Origin of the sequence: Paenibacillus chibensis, from assembly GCF_004001045.1 — a bacterium.
Lineage (GTDB): Bacteria > Bacillota > Bacilli > Paenibacillales > Paenibacillaceae > Paenibacillus_AQ > Paenibacillus_AQ chibensis.
Window position 1 is genome coordinate 106776 of record NZ_BIMK01000021.1, and the last position, 13277, is coordinate 120052.

Annotated in this window: 16 protein-coding genes; 8 read left to right on the forward strand and 8 right to left on the reverse strand. The window is 49.5% G+C overall.

All coding sequences use genetic code 11. From position 1 onward, the window contains the following. Positions 1-32: 32 nt before the first annotated feature. Positions 33-488, reverse strand: a complete 456-nt coding sequence (locus PCH05_RS17290) for a hypothetical protein (protein WP_127604110.1) — start codon at positions 486-488, stop codon at positions 33-35. Between the two features lie 349 nt (positions 489-837). On the opposite strand from PCH05_RS17290, the gene PCH05_RS17295 reads away from it, so the two are divergent. Together PCH05_RS17295 and PCH05_RS17300 are read left to right on the forward strand one after the other, a co-directional pair. Beyond that, positions 838-2007 carry an MFS transporter gene (locus PCH05_RS17295; RefSeq protein ID WP_127604111.1) on the forward strand — a complete coding sequence of 390 codons (1170 nt, stop codon included), beginning with the start codon at positions 838-840 and terminating at the stop codon, positions 2005-2007. A 557-nt stretch (positions 2008-2564) separates the two neighbouring features. Next, a complete protein-coding gene (locus tag PCH05_RS17300; RefSeq protein ID WP_127604112.1) occupies positions 2565-2915 on the forward strand; it encodes a toprim domain-containing protein in 351 nt (116 codons plus the stop codon). 84 nt (positions 2916-2999) lie between these two features. Here PCH05_RS17300 and PCH05_RS17305 read toward each other — a convergent pair whose 3' ends face one another. Then, a complete protein-coding gene (locus tag PCH05_RS17305; protein WP_127604113.1) occupies positions 3000-3611 on the reverse strand; it encodes an SCO family protein in 612 nt (203 codons plus the stop codon). A gap of 153 nt (positions 3612-3764) precedes the next feature. Continuing rightward, complete coding sequence (gene cyoE / locus PCH05_RS17310; RefSeq protein WP_127604114.1) at positions 3765-4700, reverse strand: heme o synthase; 936 nt, start codon at positions 4698-4700, stop codon at positions 3765-3767. 310 nt (positions 4701-5010) lie between these two features. Between cyoE and PCH05_RS17315 the strand changes: the two genes are divergently transcribed. Further along, positions 5011-5994, forward strand: a complete 984-nt coding sequence (locus PCH05_RS17315; RefSeq protein WP_127604115.1) for a metal-dependent hydrolase — start codon at positions 5011-5013, stop codon at positions 5992-5994. Between the two features lie 223 nt (positions 5995-6217). On the opposite strand, the gene PCH05_RS17320 is transcribed toward PCH05_RS17315, so the two are convergent. Further along, positions 6218-6427 carry an alpha/beta-type small acid-soluble spore protein gene (locus PCH05_RS17320; protein WP_127604116.1) on the reverse strand — a complete coding sequence of 70 codons (210 nt, stop codon included), beginning with the start codon at positions 6425-6427 and terminating at the stop codon, positions 6218-6220. 118 nt (positions 6428-6545) lie between these two features. Between PCH05_RS17320 and PCH05_RS17325 the strand changes: the two genes are divergently transcribed. Then, positions 6546-6731, forward strand: coding sequence for a hypothetical protein (locus PCH05_RS17325; RefSeq protein ID WP_127604117.1), 186 nt, complete (start codon positions 6546-6548; stop codon positions 6729-6731). A gap of 6 nt (positions 6732-6737) precedes the next feature. On the opposite strand, the gene trpS is transcribed toward PCH05_RS17325, so the two are convergent. Beyond that, entirely contained in the window at positions 6738-7724 is a 987-nt protein-coding gene (gene trpS / locus PCH05_RS17330; RefSeq protein WP_127604118.1) for a tryptophan--tRNA ligase, read from the reverse strand. Positions 7725-8508: 784 nt separating this feature from the next. On the opposite strand from trpS, the gene PCH05_RS17335 reads away from it, so the two are divergent. Then, complete coding sequence (locus PCH05_RS17335; RefSeq protein WP_127604119.1) at positions 8509-9486, forward strand: aldose 1-epimerase; 978 nt, start codon at positions 8509-8511, stop codon at positions 9484-9486. A gap of 155 nt (positions 9487-9641) precedes the next feature. Beyond that, on the forward strand, positions 9642-9878 hold the full coding sequence (locus PCH05_RS17340; RefSeq protein ID WP_127604120.1) for an alpha/beta-type small acid-soluble spore protein: 237 nt from the start codon (positions 9642-9644) through the stop codon (positions 9876-9878). Here PCH05_RS17340 and PCH05_RS17345 read toward each other — a convergent pair. From PCH05_RS17345 to PCH05_RS17355, 3 genes are all read right to left on the reverse strand, one after another. Continuing rightward, positions 9872-10066, reverse strand: a complete 195-nt coding sequence (locus PCH05_RS17345; protein WP_164766690.1) for a hypothetical protein — start codon at positions 10064-10066, stop codon at positions 9872-9874. The two genes, PCH05_RS17340 and PCH05_RS17345, sit on opposite strands and share 7 nt — an antisense overlap. A gap of 53 nt (positions 10067-10119) precedes the next feature. Continuing rightward, positions 10120-10527, reverse strand: coding sequence for an O-methyltransferase (locus PCH05_RS17350; protein WP_127604122.1), 408 nt, complete (start codon positions 10525-10527; stop codon positions 10120-10122). A 371-nt stretch (positions 10528-10898) separates the two neighbouring features. Continuing rightward, positions 10899-12698, reverse strand: a complete 1800-nt coding sequence (locus PCH05_RS17355) for a M3 family oligoendopeptidase (RefSeq protein WP_127604123.1) — start codon at positions 12696-12698, stop codon at positions 10899-10901. Positions 12699-12832: 134 nt separating this feature from the next. On the opposite strand from PCH05_RS17355, the gene PCH05_RS17360 reads away from it, so the two are divergent. Both PCH05_RS17360 and PCH05_RS17365 read left to right on the forward strand, forming a co-directional pair. Further along, the gene (locus tag PCH05_RS17360) at positions 12833-13003 is read left to right on the forward strand and encodes a YycC family protein (RefSeq protein ID WP_127604124.1); all 171 of its coding nucleotides are present in this window, start codon (positions 12833-12835) and stop codon (positions 13001-13003) included. Further along, complete coding sequence (locus tag PCH05_RS17365; protein ID WP_127604125.1) at positions 13000-13230, forward strand: hypothetical protein; 231 nt, start codon at positions 13000-13002, stop codon at positions 13228-13230. Before PCH05_RS17360 ends, PCH05_RS17365 begins: the two co-directional genes overlap by 4 nt. Positions 13231-13277: the final 47 nt, after the last annotated feature.

Below are 13277 nucleotides of genomic sequence, written 5' to 3' on the forward strand. Positions count from 1 at the left end.
CCCTCCACGAAACAGCATGGAAAAAGCCTGCTCTACTTGCTGGAAGACACATTGGAATTATTTTTGGATTGTGCAATAAATGACTGGACGGTATCACTGATCTTCCACTGTCCAAGCGATACCCCGCGGAGCGATACCTCGACCTTGTCCTGGCCTTTTTGACCCTTCAGCTCCAGATTCGGCGATGTAATTGTAAAGTTCCCTGCGGCATCCGCCGCATATTTGGCTTCCTTCGCTTCCTTCATCATGAGGTTGGTCGCTTCCGTTTTCACGGTATCCACCGTCTCCGTCTTCACATCATTCACAACGTCTTTGATTTTCTCCAGCGAAACCCCGCTGTACACCACAACAGCAACGACGATGATAATGACCAAAGCCCATTTCACCATCGTCTTGACAAGATTCAGGACCACGAACAGCACAATGAGAGCAATTACGATCACCAGCCAGTTTTGCTGTAAAAAATCGGACCAGACCTGCGTATTCATCCACTTCCCACTCCCATCAGCCAAAGCTCATTATCAGACCATTTTCCCATATAAAATGAACTCAAGTATGATTTACTTCTCCTTGAATGCAGGCTCAAGCAGGAGAAGCCGTTTACTCTTTCTTTCGTTCAATGTATGCAGCATGGAGGTCCGCCACTAAATTATACATGATTCCATCATGGCCTGTCAGCCTTCCCTGTTTATCGGAAAGAATGACGCCAGCGTAATAATGGGTCTATATCCGGAGGTACAAGCGTACATGTATATCATAGACAAGACCTCTCCGGTCCTACCGCCGGACCGCTGCTCGCCACCGGCTTGTCTGTCGTAACGGAAAGGAGCTGCTCAAGTGAAAACCGCGATTTGGCTGTACATGTTTTTATTTCTCGCTTTCTTCGACCTTCATGCCCAGTACCCCATTCTAACTCCGTTTGCCGTCTCTCTCGGGGCAGCACCGGTCTTTATCGGCTGGATGATGGGCATTTACGCCCTCACGCACCTGCCCGGCAACCTGATTGCAGGAACCGTGATCGACAGGCACGGCAGCCGCCGTTACATCATTTTCAGCCTCGTTTCGGCAGGGATCGTGCTGCTTCTGCAGTCCCAGGTACACTATCCATGGCAATTGCTCGCGCTGCGTTCCATCAGCGGCTTCGTGCTGGCCTTTCTCTCTCCCGCCTGCCTGACGCTGCTTGCATCGCTCTCCTCAGATAAAGTCACCCAAGGTAAATTCATGTCGGGACATGGCGTCGTCCATACGCTGGCCTCTGTCGTTTCGCCCGCTGCGGGAGCTTTTATCGTCGCCAAAGCCGGCTATTCCGTTACCTTCCAAAGCCTCGGATGGCTGCTGATCGCCACCGGTATCATGGCTATTTTCAGCGTTCCTTCGTCGCTGCGGCAATCGGCGCCTGCCTCGGTGATGAAGGAAGCAGCCCCCGCCCCGGAGCCCGTGCAAAAATTCCAGGTGCCATGGCGCATCTATATTTTGCCTTTTGTGATCTCTTGCTCGCAGGGGATCCTGTTCTTCGAGCTCCCGCTGCGCGCTACCGGCGTGGACGGCATCATGTCCACCGGCATCCTGTTCTCCGTCATGAGCGTTGGCGCTTTAATCACGCTCAGCATGCTCTTCGTAAACCGCTACTCTCCCTATAAAAGAGTTCTTGGCGGCATTTTCGTGCTGGCCCTTTGCTTTTATTGCCTCGCTGCCTTGCGTTCCATTCCGCTCACCGCGACGCTGTTCATTCTCGGGATGGCTAAGGGCATCATCTTTCCCGCCATGGCTTCGCTCTTTATCGAGCTGAGCGGCGGCAGCAAGCTCGGCAGGGTCTTTTCCCTGCAGTCCATTGCCATGTCAATCGGTTCCTTTTTCGGTCCGATCACCGCAGGTCAGCTGCGTACCAGCGTCTCTCCTTATTACATTGCGTTCGTGCTGCTGATGGTCGGCCTCATGATGCTTCCGATCAGCCGCAAGCCGGGTTCTTTGCTGCATCCTAACGTCAATCAAACCCCCGCATCCTAAGGCTACGAATGGGTGAACACCTAAATCCCGGCCCATAGGCCTTCACACAAAACTTATGGTCTCTTTCCACATAGGATACATTGTGTCATGCGACCAGATAAGAGAGCGGGGTGAAAGTATGAGTCATTGTGGCTGCGGTCCCGTAGCGCCAGTTGCTAATGCAGCTCCCGTTGTTTCTCCAGTTGCTACTGGATGTTACAGCAACGTTGGTGTTGTATTGGTGCTCTTTATCTTGCTGGTAATTATTCTGCGCGCCTTCTGGTGCTAGTTTAATTTGCCTTAAACCTTATGTCTATCGCTGTTTACATGGATATGGACTGCTTTCAGCGGGAAGTTAACGTTGCAGACATCGCAAAATAACATCGCCGCTGAAAGCTTGTCGAATGGATAATCCAAAAAAGACGATCATCCTATGCTGGGACGGATCGTCTTGTTTTTTTGCATGCCAAGCCGGAAAAGAGCTACACTAAGGGAGACCCGGTTCAAATGCTTTTTCAACATTTCCCGGGGAATTTCGATAGGAGTGCTACAAGCTCCCGTAGCCGAGGTGAGACTTCTTGACCATATTCATCATTGTCGAAGGCAAAAATGATCGCAGCAAGCTGCGCAGGCTGCTTCAGGATGATATCCGCATTCTATGCACATTCGGCACCCTAAACTCCACCAAGCTGGAATCGCTGCGTAAAGAAGTCCGGGATGACGAGGTTTATTTATTCATGGATAACGATAGCTCCGGCAAAAAAATACGCGGCGTGCTCCGTGACTCCTTTCCCGATGCGGGACATATCTACACCCGGCGCGGTTATCCTGGAGTCGAAGGCACCCCGGATGAGTACCTGATCGCCCAGCTCGAAAAGGCGGGACTCGAAGAGTACATCATCTACCCTGCTCCTCCCTTGTACTCCTGATGAATGGCAAAAGAAAAAGCGCCTCAGATTCAAGCCCGGGTTGGATCGGCTTTAACATGCGGCGCTTCCTGCGTTGTTCATATTCTATTGCTTGGCCAGTGCTTCGACGTCCTTCGCCAGCGATTCGGCCGTCACATTGTCCGTATCGTTCGCGTTATACAACTTGCGGACCTGATTGTCTCGATCGACCAGAGCAATGATGTTCGAGTGGGCAAAGTTGTCCTTGTTGTCGCCCATGATACCGATTTTAAATGACTTCTCGGCAAGATCCCTGATTTTCTGGTCATCGCCTCTCAGGAAATACCAACCGTTGTAATCCACGTAAAACTTGTCCGCGAATTCTTTGATTTTCTCCTTGGTGTCCACCTTCGGATCAAAAGAGACCGAAACAAACTCCGCATCCTTGGCGAATACGCCATCCTGGATCAGCTGCTTCTGCGTCTGGGAGAGCAGGAATGTCGTTACGGGGCATACATCCGGACAACTGGTATAAAAGAAATAAAATAGCCTTACTTTCCCTTTCGTATCTTCAAGCGTTACCGTCTTGCCATCGACATTCTCCAAAGAAAAATCCTCGACTTGTCCAAGCACCGGCAGTTTGGATTTCCCGATCCCGGAACCGGTATAGATCAGATAGCCTGCCATTACAATGATGACGGCCAGCAGGATCCAGGTCCACTTATAACGTTTCAGCATGTTCTGACTTCTCCTTCTCTCCCACAGATTCGAGCCGATATACAGCTTCAGTTTTTCGACCATTGTAAGATCAGGTAGAAGCTGTTTAACGAACTTCTACCTGATTTCCAGAAAAAATCCCATGCATCCATGGGATTTGTCCGTCATATATGGTTAATGCACAGTGTTCAGGATCATGACGATCAGACTGAGAGTCAGAAAGTTGATCGAGAAAATGAACAGCTTCTTCGCCCATGCATCATCATCTTTTGCCGTTAATCCCTTAATGCCGAGATACAGCCAAAAGAGCGACAGGAGCGTTCCGATGATCATAAAGTAAATACCGGTATATCCGTACGCATACATCAAAGCCGGAATCGGTACCAGCAGCACCAGATACGGAATGATCTGGATCTTCGTGCGCTTGATCCCTTTCACGACAGGCAGAAGCGGGTAACCCGCAGCTCTGTATTCTTCCACGCGGCGAATACCCAGTGCCCAGAAATGCGGCGGCTGCCATAAAAACAGCAGGGCAAACAGCAGAATAGCCCCTAAATCGACACTCTGAGTTACAGCCACATAGCCGATTAATGGAGGCATTGCGCCGGAAATCGCACCCACCGACGTGCTCCATGTCGAGGAACGCTTCAGCCACATGGTATACACGATGGCATATACGAACATTCCAACCGCACCAAAGATGCCGGCAAGAACACCTGAGAAAATAAAGAGATCAGCCAGTCCAAGCACGCCGAGTATGAAGGCATACCAAAGCACGATGGATGGCTTCAAGCGACCGGATGGAAGGGTACGGTTCTTCGTGCGCTCCATCTTGGTATCGAGTTCACGATCAAAATAATTGTTATATACACAGGCGGAAGCCATGACGAGCACGGTTCCCAGGAGCGTCAGAATCATTTTGCCGAAATGGATGTCCCACTGCGACGCAACCCAATAGCCTGCAAAAACAGCAATTAAATTAGAACGGATAATCCCGGGTTTCGTAAGTGTTATGAAATCTCTCCACGTTGCCGACGAATTCGGCGGCGTTTGTTTGATGGAAAGCGTTGCGGAATCCGAAGGAGCCTGGTAACTTAAATGATTGTCCACGCCTTAAGAATCCTCCTTATTCTGTCGTTGTGGAGGAAAGTTGCCTCCGCTATAAAGTTTATCATATCAAAAGGTAAAAGTGTTTGACAATCCTCTCCAAAATCATTCACCATTTTGACAATTTAGTGACACATTTTAGTATGGTCAATCCCTTATAGATTCATCCAAAAGTGGGTAGTAACTATTATAAGGAAAACACTTGCATTAGCAGGATTTGCAAAATCCTCACATCCTAACCACGGCAGCAGCAGGAATTGCATTTCCAGATTTGTTACAATAACGATAAGAACAACATGAAGGAGACATGGTAATGGATACAGCCACACATTTTGTGATGGGACTCAGCCTGGCCGGTCTTGCCTACGTCGATCCGGCGGTAGCCGCAAGCCCTGCGCTCGCGACCGCCGTTCTTCTGGGTACGGTCATCGGCTCTCAGGCCCCTGATTTCGACGGGCTCTTGCGATTCAAAAGCAATGCCCTCTATGTAAAGAATCATCGGGGCATCACGCATTCCCTTCCGTTTCTCGTCATTTGGACCGCGCTCATAGGCAGCATTTTGTCACTGCTGTTCCGAACGGAACCGGCAGGCCACATCATCCTATGGACAGGAATTGCCGTATGCGTGCACGTTTTCAGCGATTTGTTCAATACCTATGGAACCCAGGCGGTGCGGCCGTTCTCGGAACGGTGGATCTCTTGGAACATCATTCACATTTTTGATCCGTTTATTTTTACGACGCATGCCGCCGCCGTATTACTTTGGAGTACCGGTGCAGTCAGACCTGCTCCTTTGTTCGCAGGCTTATACATTTTGACCGCCATTTACTACGTTTGGCGTACCGTTGTTCATTCCCTGAGGACAGCCGAGGTCAAAAGACTCGATTCCGCTCGTCAGCCGGGAGAACGGTATTATGTTATTCCAACGGTTTCTTTTCACAAATGGCATGTCGTCAAAGCGCTGACCGACGGAAGCTATTGCATTGGCGTACTGAATGGCGATGGCCTGGAATGGAGAAAGCATGCGCGCACAGAGCAGCATCCGGCGATCGAGCAATCCAAGCAGCATCCGGATGTGCAGGCTTTTCTGTATTTCACTTCATTCGCCGTCGCCGAGGTGGAGAACCTTTCTTGGGGTTATGTCGTCCGCTGGGCCGACGTCCGTTATCGGCACCGGAAGCAGTATCCTTTTGTGGCCGTACTCGTGATGGATAAGCAATACCAGACCATCAATACGTATGTCGGATGGCTTAGCGCCAAAAAAATGGATAAAAGGCTGTCCATCAATTCAGGTTAAAAAAGCTTCATATAATATAGTGGCCGTTTCCCTTCCGGAAGCGGCCTTTTTCGATTTCTTCCCATCCAATTCAAACTTGACGAAACGGTGCCATTAGGAGAGAATCACCCTAGAGACATTCCTTAAGAGACATTCCTTACCGAGTATCTAATCTACGCGCCTGCCGGTATGCACAAGAAAAGCCCGGAACGCTTAATGCGCTCCGGGCTGGTGATTATATGAATTATTGGCGGCCGGACAAGGATTGCTCAGCCATTTGCACAAGGCGCTTGGTAATGTATCCACCCAGCGAACCTGTTTCGCGGGAAGTCATGTTACCATAGTATCCGTCTTGCGGAATTTGAACGCCCAGCTCTTGAGCAGCTTCCATTTTCATTTGTTGCAGTGCCGATTTTGCTTGCGGTACCACCAGATTGCTTGTAGATTGAGCCATTGTAAAGTCTCCCTTCAATTCTGCGTGTGTGTTAGTAACAAGCTTGCAAGCTTAGTATGGCTTGGTCGCTGAGAGTTATACAGAAGTGAATTCATATTTTGTCTGGAGGTTTTTTACAATGAGTAAAGGTTTATCCCTATGGTTCGCCTGCTCGTCCATTTTCGTTCTGGGAGCGGCAGCCATATCCATGAGCTACAACGGCTGGCTTGCCCTTCTGCTGGGTGTCCTGGCCATCTTCAACATTGGCTGGGGTTTCATGATCAAAGCCAAGAAGAACCGTCTGAATGGGCCTGAAGCGGAATAAAACCATTTATCTAGGCAGCAGGAAGCCCATCCGTTCCTTCACATCGTTCAGCGTGCGTGATGCGGTTTCCATGGCCCGGTCCGCGCCTTTCGCCAGGATGTCGTACAGCTGGCCCGATTCCCGAATTTCATAATATCTCTTCTGCAGAGGCTCCAGTACGCTGACCGCAACCTCGGCCAGGTCTTTTTTGAAGCCGCCGTACATTTGTCCCTCGTACTCATTTTGAATCTCTGCCAGAGACTTGCCGGAGCACTCCGAATAAATGCTCATCAGATTGCTGATCTCCGGCTTTTCGGCTGGGTCATAACGTACTTCTTTTCCAGAATCCGTTGTGGCCCTGCTGATTTTTTTCCGGATTTCGTCCGGCGTATCGAGCAGCGCGATATAACTTCCGGGATTCGGGTTGCTCTTGCTCATTTTTTTCGAGGCATCATCCAGCGACATGATCCGCGCCCCTACCTCGGGGATGTAAGGATCGGGACTTGTGAAATACTCGCCGAAGCGGTGATTGAAACGGCTGGCCAAATCACGGGCAAGCTCCAGATGCTGCTTTTGGTCCTCTCCGACAGGCACGAGATCGGCATTGTACACGAGGATGTCGGCAGCCATCAAGGATGGATACACAAACAAGCCTGCGCCGACCGATTCCTTGCCAGCGGCTTTATCCTTAAACTGCGTCATGCGCTCAAGCTCGCCCATGGAGGTCAGCGTCGTCAAAATCCATCCGAGCTCCGCATGCGGCGGCACATGGGATTGCATATATACATTGGCTTTGCCCGGATCGATCCCGGCTGCAATGAACAGGGCAGCTACGGCTTCCGACTGTTCTCTGAGCGCCTTTGGATCCTGAGCTACCGTAATCGCATGCAAATCAACAACCATGAAATTGCAGGCGTAGTCGTTTTGCAGCTTTACGAAATTTTTCATGGCTCCAATATAATTTCCCAGCGTCAGCTTGCCGCTGGGCTGGATTCCTGAAAGTACGGTTTTCATGAAAATCCCTCCTGTTAATGTTTGCGAATATACAAAAAAGGCCCCACGTCCGCAAGGGACGTGAGACCGTGGTGCCACCCTTATTTGCTGATTAGCTTTAGTCCGCATCGCCTAAACCATGCTTTATCTAAAGATCTAAACAGCCTTAGATTCCTTAACGTGGAATAATCCGGCCGGTCTACGCAGGAAGCTTCCTTCCGTTCAACTCGGCACTCAAGGGTCCATTCGGCAAAATCGGCTCCACCGGTTCACATCAACCACCGGCTTTCTGAAGGTTATGCCGTCTTTGCTTACTTGTCCCTGTCATCGTGTTTACATAATCATTGAAAGCCTTTATGCAATGCCTATGATATCGCTTGTGTCACCAAATTGTCAAACCCATTTTCTGTACAGCTAAACGCGGTCTGGCTTCTGTGACTTGCTGCGATGGCGTTTTTTTTCTAGAATCCGGGAGCCTGCATCATGCCGGCCCTTCCCGGATTCGCAAAAAAAACTTCGACTATACGCGGTCTGGCTTCTGTGACTTGCTGCGATGGCGTTTTTTTTCTAGAATCCGGGAGCCTGCATCATGCTGATCCTTCCCGGATTCGCAAAAAAAACTTCAGCTATACGCGGTCTGGCTTCTGTGACTTGCTGCGATGGCGTTTTTTTTTCCTATCCCTCAAAAATCTGTTATGATATATAAAATGAACTACAGTTAACCTTTCCTTTAGTTCAATTTATGATAGCTATAAAAGCATTTTCTAAGCAACGATCGAATTATAGTGGGAAAAGGAGCATCGATATGAAACAAGTGACCAAGGGGCAATGGAATGGTTACGACACGTACATCCTTCATAGTCGCGAGCTTGAAGTCACGCTGCTGCCGTGGCTGGGGAACAATGTGATTTCCATCCGGGACAACATCCAGAACAGACAAGTCGTCCGAAGACCCGATGAAAATGATTTGGCATTTTACATGCAAAAACCCTATCATTTCGGTATGCCGATGCTCATTCCGCCGGGAAGAATTCGCGGAGGCCACTTTGAATATGAAGGCCGTGAGTACCAGTTTGACCGCAATACCGCAGGTGATAACCATATTCACGGGCTGCACCGCACACAGCCTTGGAGAGTCAGCGATATTGAGGAAGATGAAGATGGCTGCGCCGTAACAACCGAATTTTTGACCGCGGACGATCCGCACTGGATGGAGCAGTTTCCGGCTCCTCTGAAGCTGGAAATGACCATGCGGCTGCAGGGGGACCGTCTGACACAGCATTTGAAGGTGACTCATCTGGGCGATCAGCCCGTGCCATTCGGCATCGGATTCCACACGTGGTTTCTTCTGGACGGACAACCCGGCGAATGGACTCTTCAGCTCCCTGTAGAGGCTATATACGGACTGGATCAGGATCTGCTTCCGACAGGTGACGTACTGCCTTTGGGACCCTTGGATCAGCTCAATGATGGAATGAATATGCAGGGAACGAATTTTGACACGCTGCTCCGGATCGGAAAAGACCAGCCCGTTGAGGCTACCTTGCTCCGAAGCGACGGTTATGGCCTCAGATATTCCGCGGACCCTAAGTATTATAAGCACTGGGTGCTTTATACCAAGGGCGAAGCAGACCAGTTCCTCTGCATCGAGCCTTACACCTGGCTGCCGAATGCTCCGAATCTGGAAGCAGGCGACGAGCTTACCGGCTTGATTCGCTTGGAGCCGAAGCAAGCCATCGAAATGGATCTGCACTTGCACATGGTTTATCCTGTTTCATCCTAAAAATGACGATAAGACTCAGGGCGGTTTTCGAATAATCGAAAAACCGCCTTTTTTGCGTGCCTAATAATTTCCAAGCATTTTTGTTCTCTTTTGCTGCATGTTTTCAAATCTTTAACACCATAATAACCTCAACAAGTTCGAAGGAGGTGACAAACATGGGTCAAGCAGGACAACAAAACCAAGGACGTAACCGTTCTAACAATCTGGTGGTGCCACAAGCAACCTCCGCTCTTCAACAAATGAAGTATGAAGCAGCTCAGGAGCTGGGCGTTCAAATCCCACAAGACGGATATTATGGCAACATGACTTCCCGTGAGACTGGTTCTTTGGGAGGCTACATCACAAAACGTCTGGTGCAAATGGCAGAACAGCAGCTTTCTGGCCGTCAATAATCTGCTTTCGGCATTTGTAAATGTGATATCATGTCGATCGGTGGCAGGGCGTGAGCCGAACCTGCCGATCCAAGCGGTAAACCGTTAAAAAAGGCAGCCTTTGTAAAAAGGTTGCCTTTTTTTGTTAAGCTATTTTTATTATGTTCTTGTTGTCTTGCTAATCCAGCTTGATTATACAAACCGTACATATCTGTAAGTGTCTGTTCCTAAAATAATAAATGAGTGCGGGTGTGGCTTCAGATTAAAAAACTTCCGAAAGAGGATCAGGATATGTATGTCTTGGATAGCGAATCATCAGGTTAGCCATGTTGTAGTTGGACTCCAGGATCGCATCGACAACAATCATGCCCTGCCGGACCGCAAATTCGTAGCTGATTTCGCCGTGCGTCCAATGCCGTTTGTACTTCAGACTTTCAAGTGCCATGATCCGAAATGAAGAATACTGCACCGGAGTCAGCCCCGAATCCTCAGAGCGAAGTTCCCCATTTCGACCCTCCAGCGGATTATGCCGAATCCCGAATTTGCCGATGGAATTATTGCGTATTTGCACAAACACCGTGCCGGAGGATAGGCCCGAAAGCTCTTCTTCCAGCTCTTTAAATACCATATCCAGCTGTCTTGCTAGGGATAACTGCTCGGTCTTTATCATTTTCTTCTCCTCTCTTTCAGCTTTCGCCAAAACTTCTTAGGGCTTATGACTCATTATAAGACAGGGTGCTGAATCATACAACAATATCAAACATAATTGGGTATTTATTACTATTATTTTCATGATTTCGATTTGATTTTCGTTAATTTTCCGCTATTATTCTGGTTATTGCGACAAAAACCAACCTTTCTCGGCGATCTCATCCCCGCAAAATTCACCATATCGTTATCCATGCCCCGGAGTCCGTTCAAGCCCTTTGCCGGGACCTCTGAATCCCCTTTTCTGAATATATAAAAAAAACGGGAAGCCCTCTTTGCCAGGGTCTTCCCGTTTAATGTCATGTCTTATTTCCGGGGGATGAAGTCATTGACTTACGCCATATCCTCCGTCATGCTCAAAAATTCCTCAATATCCTGCGTCAGCAAGTCGGATGCACTTTGCCAGAACTCACGGCCGGTCAAATCCGCGTTCAAATGCTTTTTCGCGAGCTCTTCGACTGTCATCGAGCCGGTATCCTGCAGGAGCGCATCATATTTATCCGCAAAGCTGCTGCCCTGCTGAAGCGCCTGTGCATAAATACCCGTACTGAACATATAACCGAAGGTGTACGGGAAGTTATAGAACGGAACGCCTGTGATGTAGAAATGAAGCTTGGAGCACCAGAAGGTCGGTTCATAAGCGGACAATGCGTCACAGTATGCTTCCTTCTGGGCTTCTTCCATCAAATCATTCAGCTCCTGCACACTCAGAAGTCCGTTTTTGCGTTTTTCGTAAAAGCGGGTTTCGAACAGGAAGCGGGCATGAATATTCATGTAAAAGGCTACGCTGCGCTGGATTTTATCCTCAAGCAGCGCCAGCTTTTCCTGGTCGTCGCCTGCTTTTTTCACCATGGCGTCCGCCACGATCATTTCGGCCAGCGTGGAAGCCGTTTCTGCGACGTTCATCGCATAATTCTGGTTAAACACCGGCAAATCATCCATCACATGCTGATGGTAGCCGTGACCTAGCTCATGCGCGAGTGTGGAAACGTTGGAAGCCGTGCCGCTGTAAGTCATGAAAATACGGGTTGCTTGGCTGACCGGAAGCGAAGTACAGAAGCCTCCAGGGCGTTTGCCGGGGCGATCCTCTGCTTCGATCCATGATTTGTCAAACGCCATTTCGGCAAAATCGGCCATTTTCGGGCTGAATTTGCGGAACTGCTCTACGATCGTTTCGGCCGCTTCCTGGTAAAAAACCTTCGAGGACACTTTTCCGATCGGAGCATCCACATCCACCCAGCTCAGCCGATCAACGCCAAGCAGCTTCGCCTTGCGCTCCATGTATTTCAGAAGCTTCGGTTTGTTTTCCTGGATCACGCCCCACATGGCATCGAGGGTCTCGTTGGACATCCGGTTGATCGCAAGCGGCTCCTTCAATACTTCATCCCATCCGCGGCGCTCATATAGCTTCAATCTGAAGCCTCCAAGATGATTCAGCGCGTCTCCGCAGAAATCCGCCTTGTCCGCCCAGGCTTCCTTCCACTTCACAAACATAGCATCACGGACTTCCTTATCCGCATCATACAGCTTGTTATGTGCTTGTCCGGCGGACAGCAGCACCGTTTCTCCGTCAACCTCAAACGGGATTTTCACGTGGCTCACGACCGTATCGTAATGATCGCTCCAGCCGTGATAACCGTCGACAGCAAGGTCGAGAGCCAGGCTTTCGAGCTCAGGGCTCATTTTTTCGCGGGCTTGGTCCCGGCTTTCGTTCAGAACGAAGGAAATCGGGCGAATCTCGTCGCGATTCATCCAGGCTGTCCAGGTTGCGTCATCCGTACGGCCCAAAATATCATCGAACTGCGTCATGATGGTATTCAAAAGCGCATGCAGCGTCGTCACGCGGCCGGCTAGCTGAACCGCCTTCTTATCATGTTGATCCTGTGCCTGCAAACAGCTTACAAAGGCGCTGCCCTCGGAAAGGCGGGCGATGCAGCTCCCCATGCTGTCAATGATGGCATCAAACGCCCTGGTGTCCTCAATGCTCTTCGGTGCGGAGGCTGCCGCGATATCCTCCTTCAGCTTGCCAAGGTCCTTCTCCAGCGTATTCAGATATGCCTGATATTCGGTGGAAGCGGAGCCTCCAGGGAAGATGGACTCCAGATCCCAGGTTAATTTCAAATCGTTATTCATTACAGATCACCATTCCTTTGTTTGGGATTTCATTTGATTGGTATTCATGGTAAGGTGTATAACTATAAGAAAAAGAAATGCTTCTGCTTGCGCGAGGGCGCGTTTCAATACATTCATTAGGAGGGATGCTCGCCATGAGACCACTGCAAATATCACCGGAAACAGCCGTGAAGCTGTCGGAAAAACTGGGAGTGCCGCTGGAACATCTGATGCACATGCCGCAGCACATTCTTTTGCAAAAAATTGCCGAGCTTGGCAAAGAACAACCGGATGAATCCCAAGCGGACAAGAAGGACAAGCAATGATTCCTTTTGCCAATACATGGCCTTACGATAAGCAAATGGGCGATATTTACGTGCATGAATGCCCTTTTTGTGGAGCTGGGAACGTAAGGCTGAATCTCAAGCCAAGTGAACTCAAAAGCATCAACGAGGGCAGAAAAAAGCTGGTCGTCTTCCCCTGCTGCAGCAGCCGGTTGAACGTGCTCGAGACCGATCACGACTATCTGCGCTTCGATCAGCCTGTACGGTAACTGCTTTTTTCGTCTTTAAGAAAAACGTCTATCGATGTACCTTCAAA